Here is a 20169-nt window from a genome sequence, read left to right on the forward strand (position 1 = left end):
GGACCATGAGCGAACGCGCGGACAGCCGTCCGACGAAGATCATGTACGTGGCCGAGGCCACCGCGCACGGCGGTCGCGACGGCTTCGTGACGAGCCAGGACGGTCTGATCGACCTCCGCCTCGCGATGCCGCCCGCGCTCGGCGGGGACGGCCGGGGCACCAACCCCGAGCAGCTCTTCGCCGCCGGATACAGCGCCTGCTTCCACAACGCGCTCGTGCTCGTCGGCCGCCGGGCCGGCTACGACCTCTCCGGATCCACCGTCGCCGCCAAGGTGGGCATCGGCCCCAACAAGGCCCGCGGCTACGGACTGGCCGTCGCCCTCAACGTCTCGCTGCCGCTGGTCGACCAGGAGCTGGCCGCCTCGCTCGTGGACGCGGCGCACGAGGTCTGCCCGTACTCCAACGCCACCCGCGACAACATCGACGTCTCCGTCGTGCTGAGCTGAGGGACGGGACAGCCCCGAGCGACCCGGAATCCGCGCTTCGAGGCGGACGTTGCACCATGGGGTGACGACGAACGACGAGGAGCGTGGCACGTGGACGTCCGGGGCACGGTGGCGGCCGGATTCGAACCGGTGGGGGACGCGTTCCGGCGCAACTTCGAACAGCGCGGCGAGCGGGGCGCGGCCCTCGCCGTCTACCGCGACGGCGTCAAGGTCGTGGATCTGTGGGCCGGCGCCCGGGACGCCGACGGCAACGCCGCCGACGCCCCCTGGGCCGTGGACACCGCACAGGTGGTCCGCTCGGCCACCAAGGGCGTCGCCGCCGCCGTCCCTCTGCTGCTCCACCAGCGCGGACAGCTCGACCTCGACGCCCCGGTCGGCACCTACTGGCCCGAGTTCAAGGCGGCCGGGAAGGACCGGGTGACGGTGCGACAGGTGCTCGCCCACCAGGCCGGTCTGCCCGTCCTCGACCGGCCGCTGACCCTCGCCGAGGCCGCCGACCGGGAGACCGCCCTGCGGGCGATCGCCGCCCAGGCGCCCGTCTGGGAGCCCGGCACCGCCCACGGCTACCACGCCCACACCTTCAGCTGGCTGCTCGCCGGGATCGTCCACCGGGTCACCGGGCGCACCATCGGACGCTGGGTCGCCGAGGAGATCGCCCGTCCGCTCGGCCTCGACCTGTGGATCGGCCTGCCCGCCGACGAGGCCCACCGGGTCGGCCGCATCGGCCCCGTCGAGGAGATCGACCCGCCCGGCGGCGGAGCGCTCAAACTGCGCCCCAAGCGCTCGGTCACCGAGGCCTACCGCGATCCCGACTCGCTCACCCGGCGCGCCTTCGGCGCCATCGACCCCAAGCCCGACGAGAACGACCCCGTCTACCGGGCCGCCGAACTCCCCGGCTCGGCCGGTGTCTCCACGGCCCGCGCGCTCGCCCGCTTCTACGCCGCCACCCTCGGGCCCGTCGACGGCGGCGTCCGCCTCTTCGCCCCGGCGACCCTGACGCTCGCCCGCACCGAGGAGTCGGTGGGGCCCGACCGGGTGCTGATGGTCGGCACCCGCTTCGGACTCGGCCACATGCTCCACGGCCCGGCCTCCCCGCTGCTCGGCCCCACCTCCTTCGGGCACCCCGGACGGGGCGGCTCGCTCGGCTTCGCCGACCCGGAGTCGGGCATCTCCTTCGGGTACGTGACCAACGGGATGCGCAAGACGGTCACCGCCGATCCGCGGGCCCAGGCTCTGGTGCGGGCGGTGCGTTCGGTGCTGTGATCCCCCCATGGATCACCACCCGGACTCCTCCCCGCAGTCGCCCGCGGACCGTCTCCCGGACGTCCCCGGCGGCCCTTCACCCCGCGCGGTCCCCGGTCGTCTCGCGGGCCACGCCGCCCTGGTCACCGGTGCGGCCCGCGGCATCGGCGAGGCGACTGCCCGCCGGCTGGCCGCCGAGGGCGCCCGGGTCCTGGTGACGGACGTGGACGGCCGGGCGGCGCGCGCCGCGGCCGAGGCGATCCCCGGGGCCGTCGGCCTGCGCTGCGACGTCACCGACCGCGCGTCCGTCGAGGCGGCGGTCGCGTACGCGGCGGAGTCCTTCGGCGGCCTCGACGTCCTCGTCAACAACGCCCTCGCCCCGGTCGCGCCCGACGCCGACGCCTTCGAGGACGACCCCGACGAGGGCTGGCGGCAGCAGCTCGACGTCACGCTCCTCGGCGCGGTCCGCTGTTCCCGGGCGGCGCTGCCCCTCCTCGCCGCGGCCGGGGGACGCGGGGCCATCGTCAACATCGGGTCGGTCAACGCGCGGCAGGACTTCGGGAACCACGCCTACAGCGCCGCCAAGGCCGGTCTCGCCTCGCTCACCCGCACCCTGGCCGGCGACGGCGCCCCGCGCGGCGTCCGCGTCAACCAGATCGACCCCGGCACCGTCGCCACCCGGGGCTGGGCTGGCCGGGAGGACCGGCTCGCCGCGCTGGCCGGCCGCGTCTACCCGCTCGGCCGGGTCGGAACCCCCGAGGACATCGCCGCCGCAGTCGCCTTCCTGGCCTCCGCCGACGCCGCATGGATCACCGGCACGACGCTGCGTGTCGACGGCGGCCTCCTGGCCGTGAACACCCACTTCCGCGAAGTCCTCGGCGCCTTCGACGACTGAGCGGCGCCGCCCCCGGGGACGTCCTGCCGGGCTTGTCGGGCTCGCGGTGTGCTCGACGAGACACCCCCTGGAGCCCGCCCGTTCCGGCCCGTTGCTCCCGTGACGCCCCTTCGGTGCCGGTTCGGATCGATCACAGTCCGGTAACCATCGGCACCCGCTGTGGAGTGCGTTTTTGTTGCCTGATAAAGATTCAGGTCTGGCCGTCGTCCACCGCGCAGGAGCGGTGACACCGCCGGGGGGGCTCACATGGTCGGGTCCCGGGCGGAGCCCGGACCCCAGCACGACTTTGCACGCTTTCGCCGTGCCCGCATACCCGCACGGCGCACCCTTCCCGCGGATTCACCTGCCCGCACACCGGGACGACGGGGATCGTGAAAGGGAGTGTGCATGGGCCGAACCGCCCGTGAGAAGGCATTCAGATGGGGCGCGGCGGCGGTCGCCACCCTCGCCGTCACCGCCGCCGGGATACCGGCGTCGCAGGCGGCAACCACGGACGAGCCCGGACCCAAGCGGGTCGGATCCGCCCCGAAGATCCCGCACGGCGCCGTCCGCTCGGCGGACCCGGCCGCCGGCGAGAAGCTCGACCTGAACGTCGTGCTGGAGCCGCGGGACCAGGTCGCGCTGGACCGCTTCGTCGCGGCCGTGTCCGACCCGAAGTCGCCGCAGTACCGCCAGTACCTCGGTACGGGCGAGTTCGCGGCCGCGTTCGGCGCCGCGCCGCAGACCGTCGCGAAGGTCAGGGCCGAACTGGAGGCCAAGGGCCTCACGGTCGGCGAGCTGGAGGCCGACGGCCTCACCCTGCCGGTGACCACGACGGTCGGCGCGGCCGCCAAGGCGTTCCGCACCGAGTTCGACGGCTACCGGCTGAAGGACGGCAAGAAGGGCGTCGCGAACACCGCGGCCCCGCAGTTCGACGGTGCGACGGCCGGCGCCGTCCGCGGCGTCGTGGGCCTGAGCAGCCTGGCCTCCTTCGAGCCGCGCAACTCCGGCGCCAAGCGCGCGGGCCGCGTGCAGCCGGCGGACGACTCGGGCTCGGTCGCCCGCCAGCCGCGCCTGACGGGCACGACCCCGGCGATGTGCTCGGGCATCGTGGACATGTTCGCGGACGCGTCCGACCCGAACTACCCGCCGATGTACGACAAGCAGGACTACTGGAGTGCCCGGTCGCTCGCGACCGCGTACAACATGGCGAACCAGCCGAACGTCCAGACCGGCACCACGATCGCCATCTACTCGCTGGAGAACTACGACCCGAAGGACATCGCGAGCTACCAGGCGTGCCACGGCACGAAGGTGCCCGTGACCCCGGTGCGGGTCAACGGCGGCCCCACCGAGCCGGCGGGCCTGGAGACCGGCGCGGGTATGGAGACGGCGCTCGACGTCCAGACCATCATCGGTCTCGCCCCGCAGTCCAAGATCCTCGTCTACCAGGGCCCCAACACCTGGGACGACGGCACGGACGTCTTCCGCAAGATCGTCACGGAGAACCGTGCCAAGGTCGTCTCCGTCAGCTGGGGCAGCTGTGAGATGAACACCCCGGCCGAGGTCATGGACGCCGAGAACCTGGCGTTCCAGCAGGCCGCGGCCCAGGGCCAGACCATCGTCGCCGCCTCCGGCGACAGCGGTTCCACCGGCTGCTACTTCGACAACGACCAGAACGGCGTGCCGGACCAGCCGAACGCCGACCAGCTCGTGACCGACAACCCGGCCTCCTCGCCGTACGTCCTCGGCGTCGGCGGCACCACCATGCGGACCTCGGTCACGAACCAGACCACCTGGACCGGCTCCGGCGGCGGCGTCTCGCGTCACTTCACCGTGGCCGCCGACGGCTTCCAGACCGGGAAGACCGGCGCGGGCTACAGCGACCTCTGCACCGCCGGTGCCGGCACGAACTGCCGCCAGGTCCCGGACGTCTCCGCGGTCGGCGACGGCGACACCGGCTACCCGGTCGCCTTCGGCCAGGACGGCGGCCAGTGGTGGTGGATCATCGGCGGCACCAGCGGCGCCGCCCCGGTGTGGGCCGCCCTGATCGCCCAGGCCGACCAGGACCTCGCCTGCCAGGCCAACGGCCCGGTCGGCTACGCCCACCAGGCGCTGTACAAGCTCCCGGCGACGGCCTTCCGTGACGTGACGACCGGCCACAACAACGTGACCCAGTCCGGAAACGTCAGCGGCCTCTACCAGGCCGGCGCCGGCTACGACCTCGCCACCGGTCTCGGCACGCCGAACGGCCGCGAGATCGTCAAGGGCCTGTGCCAGGCGGTCCCGCGCTCCGCGGCGACCACCTTCAACGCGCTCGCCCCGGCCCGCATCCTGGACACCCGCTACGCCATCGGCCGCGCCGGCACCGCCCCCGTCGGCGCCAACGGCACGGTCAAGCTCAAGGTCGCGGGCGCCGGCGGCGTCCCCGCCACCGGCGTGACCTCGGTCGTCATGAACATCACGGCCACCGCGCCCTCCGCGTCGGGCTTCCTGACGGCGTACCCGAGCGGCACCACCCGCCCGTCCTCGTCGAACATCAACTGGCTGAAGGGCCAGACCATCCCGAACCTGGTGACCGTCCCGGTCGGCAAGGACGGCTCGGTCGACCTCTTCAACGCCGGTGGTGGCACGACCCACTTCATCGCGGACGTGTCCGGCTACTACTCGGCCGACGCCGGCGGCAGCACCTATGTGCCCAAGGGCCCGGCCCGCATCCTCGACACCCGCAACGCCATCGGCCGCGCCGGCACCGCGCCGGTCGCGGGCAAGGGCACCGTCACCCTGACCGTCGCGGGCGCCGGCGGCGTCCCGGCCACGGGTGCCACCGCGGTCGTCCTCAACGTCACGGCGACCGCGCCGACCTCCAACGGTCACCTGATCGCGTACCCGAGCGGCACCACCCAGCCGACGGCGTCCAACATCAACTGGCTCACCGGTCAGACCCGGCCCAACATGGTCGTCGTGCCGGTCGGCGCGGACGGCAAGGTGAAGCTGTACAACGCCGGTGGCGGCACCGTGCACTTCATCGCCGACGTCTTCGGCTACTACACGGCCGCGACCGACGGCGTGTCCTTCCACACCGCGGGCCCGAGCCGACTGCTCGACACCCGTTCCGCCCTGGGTACGGCCTCCGCGGCCCCGCTGGGCGCCGGCACCAACCTGGTGCTGGACCTGAACGACGGTCACACGCTGGCCAACGCGAAGGCGGTCGTCCTCAACGTGACCGTCACGGCCCCGTCGACCGCCGGTTTCCTGACCGTGTGGCCCGACGGAACGGCGCTGCCGAACGCGTCCAACCTCAACTGGACGGCCGGTCAGACCACGGCCAACCTGGTGACCGTCCCCGTCGTCAACGGAAAGATCGACTTCCGTTCGAAGAGCGGCACCGTGCACGTGATCGCCGACCTGTTCGGCTACTACATGTAAGGCGCCCCCGCGCCATGCAGGAGGCCCTGCCCCGCCGCTTCACCGCGGCGGGGCAGGGCCTCCTCGTTCCGGGCTCCGCCCCCGTCAGGAGGCGTGCAGCATCAGCCCGATGCCGACGACCATCAGCCCGGCCGCGGCCACCCGCGGCCCGCCGAAGCGCTCCTTGAAGAACAGCGCGCCGATCGCCGCGCCGACGATGATCGACGACTCCCGCAGCGCCGCGATCGGCGCCAGCGCCGCCTTCGTCTGGGCCCACAGCACCAGTCCGTACGCGGCCACCGACAGCGCCGCCCCCAGCAGGCCGCGGACGGCGTACGGGCGGAGCTGGGCCGCCAGCGCGCCGCGCCTGCGGTACAGGGCGTACGCCGGGATCGCCAGGCCCTCCATGACCATCAGCCAGGCGATGTAGCCGAGCGGGGTACCGGACGCGCGCACTCCGACGCCGTCGACGACCGTGTAGCCGGCGATGGCCAGTCCGGTGGCGCCGGCGGCCAGCAGGGCGGCCCAGTCGGGGCGGCGCCCGGTGCCCCGGATGCCCCAGAGGGCCAGGCCGGTCAGGCCCGCGCAGGCGAAGGCGACCCCGGTGAGCTGCCAGCCGTCCGGGATCTCGTCGACGAAGACCGCCGCGAGGACGGTCACGGCCAGCGGGGCCGTGCCCCGCGCGATCGGGTACATCTGGCCGAAGTCGCCGAGGGTGAACGACCGCATGAGCAGCGCCATGTAGCCCACGTGCAGCACCGCGGAGCCGGCGAGGTACGGCCAGGCGCCGGCCGCCGGCAGGGCGACGAAGCAGGCGGTCACACCGCCGATGAGCGCCCCGCCGCCGGATATCAGCGTGAAGGAGAGCAGTTGGTCCCGGATGTTGTGGGCGATCGCGTTCCAGCTGGCGTGCGTCACCGCGGCGGCGAGGACGGCCGCCGCGACCAGGGGCGTCACCGCTCACGCTCGCGGACGTCCACGACCGCGCCGCCCGCGTGGGCGATCAGCGCCTGCGGGTCGAGGGCGAACACGGTGTGCGGGTCGCCCGCCGCCGCCCACACCACGGCGTGGTCGAGCAGGCCGCGGTCGGCGAGGACCCGGGTCCGGGTACGGTGCCCGAAGGGCGGGACGCCGCCGATCGCGTAGCCCGTGGTCTCGCGGACGATGCGCGCGTCGGCCCGTGTCACGACCGCGGCGCCGAGCTCCACGCGGACGCGTTCCACGTCGACCCGGGAGGAGCCGTCCATCAGGACCAGCACCGGCACCCCGTCGGCCGCGAAGATCAGCGACTTGACGATCTCGGAGACCCCGCAGCCGATGGCCTCGGCGGCCTGGACCGCGGTGCGGGTCTCGTCCGGGAAGCGGCGGACCTCCACCTCCAGGCCCAGCTCCCGCAGGGCTTCGGCGAAGAGGGGGTGGGCCGGGGACGGGATGGACGCGGCGGTGGGTTCGTGAGCGTTCATGGCCCGCACGCTAACGGTATGTGTACGGGCCACGCGAACCGTTTCAGCCGGCGTTCAGGACCTTCGCCACGACGGGCCCCGCGGCGTCGCCGCCGTGCCCGCCGGACTGGACGACGGCCGCCGCCGCCAGATCGCCGGAGAACCCGGTGAACCAGCTGTTGGAGGTGTCCTGGCCGCCCACCTCGGCCGAGCCGGTCTTCGCGCCCTTGTCGGTGCCGCCGACCGGCGCCATCGCCCGGGCCCCGGTGCCGCTGGTGGCCGTGCGCCGCATCATGTCCCGCAGCTGACGGGCCACCGAGTCGGGCAGGCGCCGCTGGGCGGTGGCGATCGTCCGGTCGTCCAGGTCCCTGCGCACGATGATCGGCTGCTTGAAGGAGCCGGTCTTCGCGGTGGCGGTGATCGAGGCGATGTTGAGCACGTTCATCTGCACGGTGCCCTGGCCGATGTACTGGGCGGCGGCCTCGCCGCCGGTCTCGGCCGGGATGCTGCCGTCGTAGGTGTCCACGCCGGTCTGCCAGTTCAGGCCGATCCCGAAGACGTCCCGGGCTTCCTTGCCGAGCGCCGCGTCGTCCTTGACGTCGTCGATCTTCTTGATGAACGCGGTGTTGCAGGACATCGCGAAGCTCTGGGAGAAGGGCACGTTGCCGAGCTTGAAGTTCTTCAGGTTGTGGAACGTGCGGCCGTAGTACATGGCGTTCTCCGGGCACTCGGCCGGCCGGTCCGCCGTCACCAGCCCCTTCTCCAGGAGCAGGGCCGCGGTCACGATCTTCAGCGTGGAGCCGGGCGCCTGCTTGCCGAGGAAGGCCGTGTTGTAGCCGCTCGCCGGGTTGTTGGCGACGGCCCGGATCTCGCCGGTGCTCGGCTTCACCGCGACGACCGCGGCCTGCCCGTACTGCCGGACCGCCTGCTCGGCCGCCGCCTGCACGTCCGCGTCGATGGTGGTCTCCAGCCGCCCCGGCTCGCCCTTGACGAGGGTCAGCAGGGTGGAGTCGGCCACCCCCTCGGTCTCGGACTCGACCCAGGTCTCGACACCGGCGGTGCCGCCGGCCTTCCTGCCGTACCGCTCGCGCAGCTGGTCGAGGACCGGGCCGAGGGAGGGGTACTTCTCCTTCGTCAGCTCGCCGCCCTTCCGGTCGACGGCCTTCACGGCGGCGGCCTTCGCCGTGCCCGTGCGCAGCGTCGTGCCCTTGGTCAGCCGCGGATGGAGGACGGACGGCTTCCAGTCGACCAGGGGGCGCCCGGTGGTGAGCCCGCGTACGACCGTCAGCTGCGAGGAGTACGTCCAGGGCTTCGACCGCCCCTCGTAGGTCACGGTGGCCTTCACCGTGTACGGCACGGTGGTGCCGTTCGGTGCGCCCGGGGTGATGACGGCTCCGGAGACCTTCGCGCCCTCGCGGTAGTTGAGCACCGCCGGCCCGGCGTCGACGGGGTTGTTGGTCAGCTGCGCGGCCCGGTCCGACTCCCCGGCCGCCCAGGCGGCCAGGAAGTCCTTGGCGGTGCCGACGACCTCGTCGGTGTGCAGGGGACCGGACTTCTTGGTACCGGTACCGGATTGCACACCGGTACCGGAATTCTCGCCCCCGCTTATTCCGGTCCAGAGGTTGTATCCGCCGTATCCGACCCCGCCCGCCACGACGACGAACACACTTCCGACCAACGCGACCTTGGCTCCACTGCGCATGACGGTGAATCCCCTCCCCAGGTGGTAGCCGCAGTCAACCAGTGCTTCCGTCTCCGTGTCGAGCGAGATCCGATTGCGCCGGGAATGGCCTCACTAGATCCAGGTGTCCAGCCACATCCTGTTTCTCCACTGGTCCATCGGAATCGCCGTCCCGGTGTACAGAGGCCAGAAATAGATGAAATTCCAGATGATGAGCAGAACCAGTACACCGGCCCCCACCGCCCCGAAGGTCCGGCGCCTTTCCGAGGAACCCGCCGGGCCGATCATCGCCCCGATCATCATCGTCACCGCGAGACACAGGAACGGAACGAACACCACCGCGTAGAAGAGGAAGATGGTGCGTTCCTGATAGAGGAACCACGGCACCCACCCCGCCGCGATCCCGCAGGCGATCGCGCCCGCCCGCCAGTCCCGGCGGAAGAACCAGCGCCACAGGATGTAGAGGATCGCGAAGCACGCCGCCCACCACAACAGGGGCGTGCCCAGGGCCAGGACCTCCTGCGCGCACTTCTCCGTCGCGGTCGTGGGACAGCCGGCCTCGCCCGGTGCCGGGCTCTCGTAGAAGTACGAGACGGGGCGGCCCAGGACGATCCAGCTCCACGGGTTCGACTGGTACGTGTGGTGCGAGGTCAGATGGACGTGGAACTGGTACACCTCGGTCTCGTAGTGCCACAGGCTGCGCAGCCAGTCCGGCAGCCACGACCAGAGGCCCGAGCCGTACGCCTTGTCCTGCTCGGCCGCCCAGTTGCGGAAGTACCCCTTGTCGGTGCTGATCCAGCCCGTCCACGTGGCGAGGTAGGTGAGCACCGCGACCGGCACCACCGAGACGAACGCCGGCAGCAGGTCCCGGCGGGCCACCGCCGCGTGGGGACGCACCGCGCCCGCCGTGCGCCGCGCGCCCACGTCCCACAGGACGGCCAGCAGGCCGAACGCGGCCATGATGTACAGCCCGTTCCACTTCGTCGCGAACGCCAGGCCCAGCATCACCCCGGCCGCCAGCCGCCACGGCCGCCAGCCCAGGCGCAGCGTCTCCGCGACCTCCGCGTCCGGCCGCAGCACCCCCTCCTCGTCCTCCGGCAGGGCCGCCGCCAACCGCCGCCGCGCCCAGTCCCGGTCGATCAGCAGGCAGCCGAAGGAACCGAGCACGAAGAACATCAGCACCTGGTCGAGCAGCGCGGTGCGGCTCATCACGAAGTGCAGGCCGTCCACGGCGAGCAGCGTGCCCGCCAGGCAGCCCAGGAAGGTCGAGCGGAACAGCCGCCTGCCGATCCGGCACAGCATCAGCACCGACAGCGTGCCGAGCAGCGCCACCATGAAACGCCAGCCGAACGGCGTGAAGTCGAAGATCCTCTCGCCCAGGCCGATGACCCACTTGCCCATCGGCGGGTGCACGACGTAGCCCGGATCGGTCGGCACGACGACGCTCGACGGATCGCTCAGGATCGTCTTGTCGATGTCCTTCGGCCAGGCACCCTCGTACCCCTGGTTGACCAGCGCCCAGGAGTCCTTGGCGTAGTAGGTCTCGTCGAATATCACCGCGTGCGGCTTGCCCAGGTTCCAGAACCGCAGCACCCCGGCGAACAGCGCCACCAGCAGCGGACCGCCCCAGGCCGACAGCCGCCACAGCCGCTCCGCGAGCAGCGGCGACACCCCCAGCAGCGACCACAGCCGCTCCGAGGGCCGGGTGTACGACGGCACGAGGCGTTCCCGCAGCCCCGCCCGTGCCGCTCCGTCGGCCGGGGGCGTGTAGCCGAAGCGCCGCAGACGGTGCTGCCATGCCGGCGGCGTCGAGACCGACGAGGGCTCTTCCACGGCGCGCTGACCCTCCAGGGCCTCAGGTGCGGTACTGGTCACCGCGCCATCGTAGGGAACGTGCCTGTGCGAGTCGCCTCTGCGGGCTGCGAGGATGGGCCATGTGACAGGAACGGTGACCGGAACGCTCGTACTCGCAGGTACCCCCATCGGGGACATCGCGGACGCCCCGCCGCGGCTCGCGGCCGAACTCCAGGCGGCCGACATCGTCGCCGCGGAGGACACCCGCCGGCTGCGCGGCCTGACCCGCGCCCTCGGCGTGCACACGTCCGGGCGCGTCGTCTCCTACTTCGAGGGCAACGAGTCGGCCCGGACACCCGAGCTCGTCGAGGCACTCGTCGGCGGCGCCCGGGTGCTGCTGGTCACCGACGCGGGCATGCCCTCCGTCTCCGACCCCGGCTACCGGCTCGTCGCCGCGGCCGTCGAGCAGGACATCAAGGTCACCGCCGTGCCCGGCCCCTCCGCGGTGCTCACCGCGCTCGCGCTGTCCGGGCTGCCCGTGGACCGTTTCTGCTTCGAGGGCTTCCTGCCCCGCAAGGCCGGCGAGCGCCTCGGGCGGCTCCGCGAGGTCGCCGACGAGCGCCGGACCCTCGTCTACTTCGAGGCCCCGCACCGCCTCGACGACACCCTCGCCGCGATGGCCGAGGTCTTCGGCGCGGACCGGCGGGCGGCCGTCTGCCGCGAGCTGACCAAGACGTACGAGGAAGTGAAGCGCGGCGCCCTCGGCGAGCTCGCGACCTGGGCCGCCGACGGAGTGCGCGGCGAGATCACCGTCGTCGTCGAGGGCGCCCCGGAGACCGGGCCGGCCGAACTCGACGCCGACGAGCTGGTGCGCAGGGTGCGGGTGCGCGAGGAGGCGGGGGAGCGACGCAAGGAGGCGATCGCCGCCGTCGCCGCCGATGCGGGGCTACCCAAACGCGAGGTGTTCGATGCCGTCGTCGCGGCAAAGAATGCGGCTGCACAGAGCCCCGGGAACGGTAAAGGACTATCGTAAAAAGCAAAGCAAAACCCGTGCGGCGGGCCTGCCGAGGGCCTCAGGGCAAGGGAAGGCCAAAGAGCATTCCATTGTTCCACCGGCGCTGATGCGCTCCGGCCCGAAAAGGCGTCCACTGGATCAGTGGAGAGGAGCTGGCATGAGTGAGATCACCGGCACCGGCACACCCGTCGCGCACGAGGCGTACGCCTTCGCCTGCATGCGCTGCGGATACGGCTGGGAGCAGGAGTACGACATCGAGCACCACCTCGATGCGGCCGGTCAGGCTTTCATCGTCTACAAGGCGGGCGGCGAACGCGTACCGTCACCGCTGTCCAGCCCGACCTGCATGAATTGCGGCGGGCACGTCGTGCGCATCATGCGGGCCGGACAGGTTTCCTCGGTCCTCGACCTCATCGCCGCGGCCGAGAAGCACCGCCGCGGAGCCCGGGAGGCGCGGCCGGTCGGCCCGGCAGGACCCATCGGACAGGAACTCATCGAGACCACGCCCGAGGAGGGCACGCCCCCCGAGAAGCCCGCCCACCACTGGCACCTCTCGGACCTGCTCCACCCCTTCCAGCACCGCGGCAAGTAGGCAGCCGCCACCGGACGACCGGCCCCGGGTCCCGCGTACCCGGGCCGTCGCGAACGGACCCGTCGACCCTCGTACGATCGGGTCCATGAGTTCCAAGGACGCCCCGCCGCCGCTGCCCGAGCCCCTGCTGGTGCCGGTGGCGGACTCCCACACCCACCTGGACATGCAGTCCGGCACCGTCGAGGAGGCCCTGACCAAGGCCGCCGCCGTCGGCGTCACGACCGTCGTCCAGGTCGGCTGTGACCTCAAGGGGTCCCAGTGGGCCGCCGAGACCGCCGCCGCGTACGAGAACGTGCACGCGGCCGTCGCCCTGCACCCCAACGAGGCCCCGCGGATCGTCCTCGGCGACCCCGACGGCTGGTCCCGCCAGGGCGCGCGCGAGGCCGGCGGCGACGCGGCCCTCGACGAGGCGCTCGCCGAGATCGACCGGCTGGCGTCCCTGCCGCACGTCCGGGCCGTCGGCGAGACCGGCCTGGACCACTTCCGCACCGGCCCCGAGGGCATGGCCGCCCAGGAGCGCTCCTTCCGCGCCCACATCGAGATCGCCAAGCGGCACGGCAAGGCCCTCGTCATCCACGACCGCGAGGCCCACGCCGACGTGCTGCGGGTCCTCGACGAGGAGGGCGCGCCCGAGCGGACCGTCTTCCACTGCTACTCCGGCGATGCCGACATGGCCCGGATCTGCGCGGCCAAGGGCTACTACCTGTCCTTCGCGGGCAACGTGACCTTCAAGAACGCCCAGCCGCTGCGCGACGCCCTCGCCGTCGCCCCGCTGGAGCGCGTCCTGGTCGAGACCGACGCCCCGTTCCTGACACCCGCGCCCTACCGGGGCCGGCCGAACGCGCCCTACCTGATCCCCGTCACCGTCCGCGCGATGGCGGTCGTGCGCGGGATCGGCGAGGACGCCCTGTGCGCGGCGATCGCCGACAACACCGCACGGGCCTTCGATTACTGATCCATAACGGTTACTTCGCGTAGTCGAGTCGCTTTGTAGAGTGACCGCCGTCCGGGCTAGGGTCCGGGCCTCGTGAGCACTTCCCAGGGCAGTCATCGCGCCGCGCGGGGCGGACAGCGGGCGGCGACGCTGCCCTTCCACGAGCAGCAGACCCAGGTGGCACCCCTCGTCGTCCCCGGTCAGGGCACCCGCGCCGAGGCCCGGCGGGCCGCACGGCGCCGCAAGTCGTCCCCGCCCGCCGTCGAGGGCCTGCGGCGCCTCGTCCCGCAGGCCCTCGTCGTCGCCTTCCTCGCCGGCGGCACGAGCGCCTTCGTCGCCAACGACAAAGTCGTCCGGCTCTCCGTCGACGGCGTCCCGCGCACCCTGCACACCTTCGCCGACGACGTCGACGAGCTCCTCGCCGACGAAGGGCTGACCGTCGGCGACCACGACATCGTCGCCCCCGCCCCCGGTGAGGCGCTGGCCGGCGGCGACGAGGTCGTCGTCCGCTACGGCCGCCCCGTCCGCCTCACCCTGGACGGCCGCCGCCGCGAGGTCTGGACCACGGCCCGGACCGTCGACGGCGCCCTGCGCCAGCTGGGCGTCCGAGCCGAGGGCGCCTACCTCTCGGTCTCGCGCTCCGCCGCCATCTCCCGCCACGGCCTCGCCCTCGACGTCCGCACCGAACGGACCGTCACCCTCCTCGCCGACGGCCGCGAGCGCACCCTGTGCACCAACGCCGCCACCGTCCGCGAGGCCGTCGAGGAGGCCGGCATCACCCTCACCGGCCAGGACACCACCTCGGTACCGCCCGGATCCTTCCCGCGCGACGGCCAGACGATCACCGTCATGCGGATCACCGGCACCCGCGAGGTGCGCGAGGAGCCGATCCCGTACGCCGTCGAGCGCACCCGCGACCCCGACCTGTTCGCGGGCACCGAGCTCGTCGAGGAGCAGGGCCGGGCCGGTGTGCGCCGGGTCGTCTACGCGCTGCGGACCGTCAACGGCGTCCGGCAGCGGCCGAAGCGGATCGGCGAGGAGATCGTCCGCGAACCCGTCGCCCGGAAGGTGAAGGTCGGCACCCGCCCGCTGCCCTCGTCGGTGGCCGGCGCCGACGGACTCGACTGGGGCGCGCTGGCCGCCTGCGAGTCCGGCGGCCGGCCGGGCGCGGTCGACCCGTCCGGCACCTACGGCGGGCTGTACCAGTTCGACCCCGGCACCTGGCGCTCGCTCGGCGGCACCGGAGTCGCCCAGAACGCGCCCGCCTCGGAACAGACGTACCGGGCCAAGAAGCTCTACGTGCAGCGGGGGGCGAGTCCCTGGCCCCACTGCGGCCGTAGGCTGTACCGGTGAGCACCACCGATCCCGACGCCCTCCTCGGCCCCGCCGACATCCGTGAACTGGCAGCGGCGCTTGGCGTCCGCCCGACCAAGCAGCGCGGCCAGAACTTCGTCATCGACGCCAACACGGTCCGGCGGATCGTCCGCACGGCCCAGGTGCGACCCGACGACGTGGTCGTGGAGGTGGGACCGGGACTCGGGTCCCTCACCCTGGCCCTGCTGGAGGCCGCGGACCGCGTGACGGCCGTCGAGATCGACGACGTCCTGGCCGGCGCGCTGCCCGCGACGATCGCGGCCCGCCTCCCCGCGAAGCAGGACCGCTTCGCGCTCGTGCACACCGACGCGATGCACGTCCAGGAGCTGCCCGGGCCGCCGCCGACGGCGCTCGTCGCGAACCTGCCGTACAACGTGGCCGTGCCCGTCCTGCTGCACATGCTCGACCGCTTCCCGACCATCGAGCGCACGCTGGTCATGGTCCAGGCGGAGGTCGCCGACCGGCTCGCCGCGCAGCCCGGCAACAAGGTCTACGGCGTCCCCTCGGTCAAGGCCAACTGGTACGCCGACGTGAAGCGGGCCGGCTCGATCGGCCGCAACGTCTTCTGGCCGGCGCCGAACGTCGACTCCGGTCTGGTGTCCCTGGTCCGCCGGACCGAACCGGTCGCGACCACCGCCTCCAAGGCCGAGGTCTTCGCGGTCGTCGACGCCGCCTTCGCCCAGCGCCGCAAGACCCTGCGCGCCGCGCTCGCCGGCTGGGCGGGCTCGCCCGCCGCGGCGGAGGACGCCCTGGTGGCGGCGGGCGTCTCGCCCCAGGCCCGCGGCGAGTCGCTGACGGTCGAGGAGTTCGCGCGGATCGCGGAGGCGAAGAAGTGAGCGGCACGGAACCGGCCCGCACCCCCGGCAGGGGCGCGACGGCGGCCGGCGTCACCGTGCGCGTGCCCGCCAAGGTCAACGTCCAGCTCGCCGTCGGCGCGGCGCGTCCCGACGGCTTCCACGACCTGGCCAACGTCTTCCTCGCCGTCTCCCTCCACGACGAGGTCACGGCCACTCCGGCCGCCGCCCTGACGGTCACCTGCGAAGGCCCGGACGCCGACAAGGTCCCGCTGGACCGGACGAACCTGGCCGCGCGGGCCGCCGAGCTCCTCGCCGCCCGCCACGGCATCTCCCCGGACGTCCACCTCCACATCGTCAAGGACATCCCGGTCGCCGGCGGCATGGCCGGCGGCAGCGCCGACGGCGCCGGCGCCCTGCTCGCCTGCGACGCCCTGTGGGGCCTGAACTCCTCCCGCGCCGAACTCCTGGAGATCTGCGCCGAACTCGGCAGCGACGTGCCGTTCAGCCTCGTCGGCGGCGCCGCCCTCGGCACCGGCCGCGGTGAGAGGCTGACCGACGTGCCGGTCGGCGGCACCTTCCACTGGGTGTTCGCCGTCGCCGACGGCGGCCTGTCGACCCCCGCCGTCTACGGCGAGTTCGACCGCCTCAACGACGGCGTGGACGTGCCCGAACCGGCGGCCTCGCCCGCGCTCCTGGAAGCACTGCGCACCGGCGACGCCGGCGCCCTCGCCGGCGCCCTGGCCAACGGCCTCCAGCCGGCGGCCCTCTCGCTGCGACCGTCGCTGTCCGCCACCCTCGACGCCGGTCTGACGGCCGGGGCGCTCGCCGCCCTCGTCTCCGGTTCCGGCCCGACGACCGCCTTCCTGGTGAAGGACGCCGAGTCCGCCGAGTCGGTCGCCGCGGCCCTCGTCGCCTCCGGCACCTGCCGCACGGCACGGACGGCCACCTCGCCCGCGCCGGGGGCCACCGTTCGGTAGGGGGTGCCCTGAGGGGCGCCCTGCCGGGCCGGCGACGTACTCACGCCGCGGTTGAGTATCCGCGCCCTGACGAACGGCCCGCCCTCCGCGGGACCTTGGGCGCATGGGAATCAGCGCTCGTGAGCTCGCCGCCGCCACGCCCGCGACCCGCGACCGGTACGTCGACCTCCTGCGGGTCGCCTCGCTGGGCGTCGTGGTCCTCGGCCACTGGCTGATGGCCGCCGTGTCCGGGGACGGGACGGTGGGCAACCTGCTCGCCGTCGTACCGGAACTCCAGCCGCTCACCTGGGGACTTCAGGTGATGCCGGTGTTCTTCTTCGTCGGGGGGTTCTCCCACGCCCTGGCCTACCGCTCCCGGCCGGACTACGCCGCCTTCCTGCGGGCCCGGCTCCAGCGGCTGCTGCGGCCGGCGATGGTCTTCATCGGCGTCTGGGGCGCCGCGGCGCTGCTCGTCCCGCTCCTCGGCGGGGACGGCGGCCTGACCGGCGTCGCGCTGCGGCTGGTCGCCCAGCCGCTCTGGTTCATCGGCATCTACCTCGCGATGGTGGCCTTCACCCCTCCGCTGCTGCGTCTGCACGAGCGCCACGGCTGGGGCGCCTTCGCGGGCCTGGCCGGCGGGGCGGCGGTCGTCGACGTGCTGCGCTTCGCCCTCGACGTGCCCTTCGTCGAGTTCCTGAACTTCGCCTTCGTCTGGCTCGCCGTCCACCAGCTCGGCTTCCTGCGTGCCGACGGGCGGATCGGCCGCCCCGGCCTCCTCGCCGGCACCGGCCTCCTGGGCGCCGCCGCGCTCGTCGCCCTCGGCCCGTACCCGCTCTCCATGGTCGGGATGCCCGGCGAGAAGGTCTCGAACATGGCGCCGCCCACGCTCGCCCTGCTCTGCCACGGACTGTGGCTGGTGGGCGCGGTCGAACTGCTCAAGGGCCCGGGGGCGCGGTTCGCGGGGCGCGCCGGCGTCTGGCGCAAGGTCGTCGCCGCCAACGGCATCGCCATGACGGCCTTCCTCTGGCACCTGACCGCCATGCTCGGCGTCTACGGCGCCATGCTCGCCCTCGGCCTGACGCCGCCCGCCCCGGCGACGGCCGCCTGGTGGTCCCAGGTCCCCGTCCGCCTCGCCGCGGCGGTCGTCCTCACCGCGGCCCTCGTCGCCGCGTTCCGCCGCTTCGAGCAGCCCGTACCGTCCGCCCCCGCCACCGGCACCGGCGGCCCGCTCGCCGTCCTCGGCATCACGCTGGCGCTGTTCGGAGTCCTGGGCCTGTCCATGACCGGCTTCGCGGGCCTTCTGGAGGGCCACGCGGCGACCCTGATCGCGGTCCGCGTCACCGCCCCCGCCGCCATCGCCATGACGCTCGCGGGCTGGCTCCTGGTCGAACGGGCCGGCCGGACCGCCCGGCACCGGCCCGCCGCCTGACCGCGGGGCGGACCTCCTACCTTCCGGACACCGCGGAGGACGCCTTCGGGACCCCGCAGCCATGGGCTTTCGCGGACCTCTCCGCGAAGCGCAGCAGGGCGGCGCGCAGGCCCGCATGGTCCAGCGCGAGGACGGAGGCGTGCCCCTCGCCGGTGCGGGAGGTCACCTCGTACACGGCCTTGCCGCCGGCACCCGGACACGAGGCGGCCAGCATGTACCGCCCGTCCCGGTGCTCGCCCGCCAGCCGGGCGTCGTCCCGCTGCTCCATGCCCTTGAGGCCGAGGAACGGCCCGTAGAACGCCGTGAAGCCGTACAGGGGCGCACCGGCCGTCCCGCCGAGAGCGCAGCCCTCGACCGGCTTCGGGCCCGGCACGGTCTCGACCGCCGTGCGGACGCCCCAGCGCGCGGCGGTCGGCGCGTCCAGGACGCCCGCGCAGCTCCCGGACACCTCGGCGAACGGCCGGTGGTCCCACGACGTCACCGACATGCCGACGTCCTTCACCGGGCGCCCCGGCGCGGTCTCGCAGCCGGTCCGGTGCGCGTAGGAGACCGCCGTCCCGGTGAGCACCGCGGTGAGCCGGTCCCGTTCCGCCGCCCGGGAGAAGTCGGCCCGGTCGATGCGGGTGCTCACCGAGGCGACGAGCCCGTCCCCCGGTTCGGCGCCGCAGTCCAGCATCACCGTCACCCTCGCCTCGCCGCGGTCGTCCGCGTCGCCGTCGGGGGAGAAGCCGAAGGAACCGGTCCAGCCGTGGCCGAGCGGGGCGTCCTCGCGGTTCGCGTCCACGCCGGCCGCCGGGGCGCTCGCGCGCCGCACCGACAGGTCGAGGCGGACGCGGCCGTCCTCGTCGTCCGCCCCGCGCACCCGGCACCACCAGGCACGTTCCCCGGGCCCGCCGGACGCCGTCACCTCGGCACCGTCGAGCAGGGCCCGCAGCTCACCGGCCGCCAGGTCGCCGTCGCAGGCCGAGTCGAGGGCGGCGTCGTGCCGCCAGGCGTCCCAGCCGCCCGACACCCAGAACACCGCGCCGGCGGCGACGGCCACGGCCGCCGTCCACGCCGCCGCCCGCCGCACCCGCCGTCGCCGCGGGAGGAGCCGGTCGTCCGCCTCGCTCATGCCCACACCTTCCCGAGAACCTCGATGTCACGGCAGCCGCGGGCAGCGGACAGATAGCGGTCGAGCAGCGCGTCGACGCGGGCCGCGAGCGCCGCCTTGTCCAGGCCGCTCACGCTCACCCGGTGCAGCGTCGTGCCCTGCGCGCACCGCGACCTGGCCCAGGCCGCCACCTCGTAGGAGCGCCGGGTCGCCGACGCGGGCGCCCCGCCGCCGAGTCCGGCGAGTTCCGCCCCGTACTCCGTGCGTGCCTCCGGCAGCACGTCACCCCACCAGCTCGCCGAGCCGACCGCGTGCACGTCCGTCGCCGGCAGGCCGATCACGCAGCCGCGGGCCCAGGCGTGCTCGCCGCCCGCCGCCGACTCCGTCTTCCCGCCGAACCACCGGCACGGCGCCGGGGTCCCCTCGCGCTCACCGTCGTCACCCCGCGCGGGTGCCGGCGCCCGCGCGTCCGACGGGCGCACCGGCGCGCCCCCGCAGCGGTTCCGCTCCCGGACGTCGTTCGCGAGGGCCGCGACGGCCGGCGCGAGTCCGGCCGCCTCCGGGCTCCCGACCAGCGAGGCGTACACCCGGAAGCCCGTCACCGGCCGCGGGTGGCCGGGCAGCCCCGCGGGGCAGGCCACGGTCACCTCCGAGTCGGCCCGCTCGTGCGCACGCGCCCACTCCGGCGCCGACGCGTACGGGGTGTCGCGCGCCAGATCCTCCGCCCGGACACCCCTCAGGGGCGGGTCCGCCAGCGGCACGGCCGCGAACTCCAGCCGGGCGTCGTCCTCGCCGGTCCCGCCGACGGTGCACCCGGCCAGCGCGCGCGGCCCGGCTCCGGGCCGGAGCTCCCACCGCACGTCCCCGGACAGCAGGTCCCGTACGACGTCCGGGGGCAGTACGCCGCCGCAGGCCCTGGCCAGCACCGCCGCGTTGTGGTCCGCCCGGCGCTCCGCCCGGACCACGAAGAAGCCCGCCACCAGCGCCGCGAGCAGCACCACCGCGGTCGCCCGGGGCAGCCACCGGTGCCTGCGCCCACGCGCCCACACGGAATCGGACATCCCCGGCCCCCCGCCTCGAAAGATCACGGCA

General features: G+C 73.8%; 17 protein-coding genes. 11 read left to right on the forward strand and 6 right to left on the reverse strand.

The window, feature by feature from the left end:
* Positions 1–5 precede the first annotated feature (5 nt).
* The 4 genes from ACGFZF_RS23920 (at position 6) to ACGFZF_RS23935 (ending at position 5991) form a co-directional block, all read left to right on the forward strand.
* A complete protein-coding gene (locus tag ACGFZF_RS23920; protein ID WP_393557110.1) occupies positions 6–446 on the forward strand; it encodes an organic hydroperoxide resistance protein in 441 nt (146 codons plus the stop codon).
* Positions 447–536: 90 nt separating this feature from the next.
* Positions 537–1709 carry a serine hydrolase domain-containing protein gene (locus tag ACGFZF_RS23925; protein WP_393557112.1) on the forward strand — a complete coding sequence of 391 codons (1173 nt, stop codon included), beginning with the start codon at positions 537–539 and terminating at the stop codon, positions 1707–1709.
* 7 nt (positions 1710–1716) lie between these two features.
* Positions 1717–2583 carry an SDR family NAD(P)-dependent oxidoreductase gene (locus ACGFZF_RS23930; protein WP_393557114.1) on the forward strand — a complete coding sequence of 289 codons (867 nt, stop codon included), beginning with the start codon at positions 1717–1719 and terminating at the stop codon, positions 2581–2583.
* 387 nt (positions 2584–2970) lie between these two features.
* A complete protein-coding gene (locus ACGFZF_RS23935; protein ID WP_393557116.1) occupies positions 2971–5991 on the forward strand; it encodes a protease pro-enzyme activation domain-containing protein in 3021 nt (1006 codons plus the stop codon).
* Positions 5992–6075: 84 nt separating this feature from the next.
* Here ACGFZF_RS23935 and ACGFZF_RS23940 read toward each other — a convergent pair whose 3' ends face one another.
* The 4 genes from ACGFZF_RS23940 to ACGFZF_RS23955 all read right to left on the reverse strand — a co-directional run bounded on the left by ACGFZF_RS23940 (position 6076) and on the right by ACGFZF_RS23955 (position 10968).
* Positions 6076–6927, reverse strand: coding sequence for a DMT family transporter (locus tag ACGFZF_RS23940; RefSeq protein WP_356774721.1), 852 nt, complete (start codon positions 6925–6927; stop codon positions 6076–6078).
* Positions 6924–7433, reverse strand: a complete 510-nt coding sequence (locus tag ACGFZF_RS23945) for a YbaK/EbsC family protein (protein ID WP_393557119.1) — start codon at positions 7431–7433, stop codon at positions 6924–6926. The genes ACGFZF_RS23940 and ACGFZF_RS23945 overlap by 4 nt, the downstream gene beginning before the upstream one ends.
* A gap of 43 nt (positions 7434–7476) precedes the next feature.
* Positions 7477–9114 (reverse strand): penicillin-binding transpeptidase domain-containing protein, encoded by a 1638-nt coding sequence (locus ACGFZF_RS23950; protein WP_393557121.1) that lies wholly within the window; start codon positions 9112–9114, stop codon positions 7477–7479.
* 93 nt (positions 9115–9207) lie between these two features.
* The gene (locus ACGFZF_RS23955; protein WP_393557123.1) at positions 9208–10968 is read right to left on the reverse strand and encodes a dolichyl-phosphate-mannose--protein mannosyltransferase; all 1761 of its coding nucleotides are present in this window, start codon (positions 10966–10968) and stop codon (positions 9208–9210) included.
* Positions 10969–11020: 52 nt separating this feature from the next.
* On the opposite strand from ACGFZF_RS23955, the gene rsmI reads away from it, so the two are divergent.
* The 7 genes from rsmI (at position 11021) to ACGFZF_RS23990 (ending at position 17984) form a co-directional block, all read left to right on the forward strand.
* Entirely contained in the window at positions 11021–11920 is a 900-nt protein-coding gene (gene rsmI, locus ACGFZF_RS23960; protein ID WP_393557125.1) for a 16S rRNA (cytidine(1402)-2'-O)-methyltransferase, read from the forward strand.
* Between the two features lie 139 nt (positions 11921–12059).
* Positions 12060–12494 (forward strand): hypothetical protein, encoded by a 435-nt coding sequence (locus tag ACGFZF_RS23965; RefSeq protein ID WP_393557127.1) that lies wholly within the window; start codon positions 12060–12062, stop codon positions 12492–12494.
* 85 nt (positions 12495–12579) lie between these two features.
* The gene (locus ACGFZF_RS23970) at positions 12580–13449 is read left to right on the forward strand and encodes a TatD family hydrolase (RefSeq protein WP_393557129.1); all 870 of its coding nucleotides are present in this window, start codon (positions 12580–12582) and stop codon (positions 13447–13449) included.
* 72 nt (positions 13450–13521) lie between these two features.
* Entirely contained in the window at positions 13522–14781 is a 1260-nt protein-coding gene (locus tag ACGFZF_RS23975; protein WP_393557131.1) for a ubiquitin-like domain-containing protein, read from the forward strand.
* Entirely contained in the window at positions 14778–15638 is an 861-nt protein-coding gene (gene rsmA / locus ACGFZF_RS23980; RefSeq protein WP_393557133.1) for a 16S rRNA (adenine(1518)-N(6)/adenine(1519)-N(6))-dimethyltransferase RsmA, read from the forward strand. Before ACGFZF_RS23975 ends, rsmA begins: the two co-directional genes overlap by 4 nt.
* Positions 15635–16576, forward strand: a complete 942-nt coding sequence (locus ACGFZF_RS23985) for a 4-(cytidine 5'-diphospho)-2-C-methyl-D-erythritol kinase (RefSeq protein ID WP_393557135.1) — start codon at positions 15635–15637, stop codon at positions 16574–16576. The genes rsmA and ACGFZF_RS23985 overlap by 4 nt, the downstream gene beginning before the upstream one ends.
* Positions 16577–16679: 103 nt before the next feature.
* Positions 16680–17984 (forward strand): acyltransferase, encoded by a 1305-nt coding sequence (locus ACGFZF_RS23990; protein WP_393557137.1) that lies wholly within the window; start codon positions 16680–16682, stop codon positions 17982–17984.
* 16 nt (positions 17985–18000) lie between these two features.
* Here the strand turns inward: ACGFZF_RS23990 and ACGFZF_RS23995 are convergent, their stop codons facing one another.
* Together ACGFZF_RS23995 and ACGFZF_RS24000 are read right to left on the reverse strand one after the other, a co-directional pair.
* Positions 18001–19098: a hypothetical protein gene (locus ACGFZF_RS23995; RefSeq protein WP_393557139.1), complete on the reverse strand. Its 1098-nt coding sequence runs from the start codon at positions 19096–19098 to the stop codon at positions 18001–18003.
* A complete protein-coding gene (locus ACGFZF_RS24000; protein WP_393557141.1) occupies positions 19095–20138 on the reverse strand; it encodes a hypothetical protein in 1044 nt (347 codons plus the stop codon). The genes ACGFZF_RS23995 and ACGFZF_RS24000 overlap by 4 nt, the downstream gene beginning before the upstream one ends.
* Positions 20139–20169: the final 31 nt, after the last annotated feature.

The organism is Streptomyces sp. NPDC048338 (assembly GCF_043201055.1).
Taxonomy (GTDB): Bacteria; Actinomycetota; Actinomycetes; order Streptomycetales; family Streptomycetaceae; genus Streptomyces.

What these genes read in the sequence shown, in the direction of transcription:
- ACGFZF_RS23920 (WP_393557110.1), top strand. Translation starts at nt 6, where the DNA reads ATGAGCGAACGCGCGGACAGCCGTCCGACGAAGATCATGTACGTGGCC.
- ACGFZF_RS23930 (WP_393557114.1), top strand. Translation starts at nt 1,717, where the DNA reads ATGGATCACCACCCGGACTCCTCCCCGCAGTCGCCCGCGGACCGTCTC.
- ACGFZF_RS23935 (WP_393557116.1), top strand. Translation starts at nt 2,971, where the DNA reads ATGGGCCGAACCGCCCGTGAGAAGGCATTCAGATGGGGCGCGGCGGCG.
- ACGFZF_RS23945 (WP_393557119.1), bottom strand. Translation starts at nt 7,433, where the DNA reads ATGAACGCTCACGAACCCACCGCCGCGTCCATCCCGTCCCCGGCCCAC.
- ACGFZF_RS23950 (WP_393557121.1), bottom strand. Translation starts at nt 9,114, where the DNA reads ATGCGCAGTGGAGCCAAGGTCGCGTTGGTCGGAAGTGTGTTCGTCGTC.
- rsmI (WP_393557125.1), top strand. Translation starts at nt 11,021, where the DNA reads ATGGGCCATGTGACAGGAACGGTGACCGGAACGCTCGTACTCGCAGGT.
- ACGFZF_RS23965 (WP_393557127.1), top strand. Translation starts at nt 12,060, where the DNA reads ATGAGTGAGATCACCGGCACCGGCACACCCGTCGCGCACGAGGCGTAC.
- ACGFZF_RS23970 (WP_393557129.1), top strand. Translation starts at nt 12,580, where the DNA reads ATGAGTTCCAAGGACGCCCCGCCGCCGCTGCCCGAGCCCCTGCTGGTG.
- ACGFZF_RS23990 (WP_393557137.1), top strand. Translation starts at nt 16,680, where the DNA reads ATGGGAATCAGCGCTCGTGAGCTCGCCGCCGCCACGCCCGCGACCCGC.
- ACGFZF_RS23995 (WP_393557139.1), bottom strand. Translation starts at nt 19,098, where the DNA reads ATGAGCGAGGCGGACGACCGGCTCCTCCCGCGGCGACGGCGGGTGCGG.
- ACGFZF_RS24000 (WP_393557141.1), bottom strand. Translation starts at nt 20,138, where the DNA reads ATGTCCGATTCCGTGTGGGCGCGTGGGCGCAGGCACCGGTGGCTGCCC.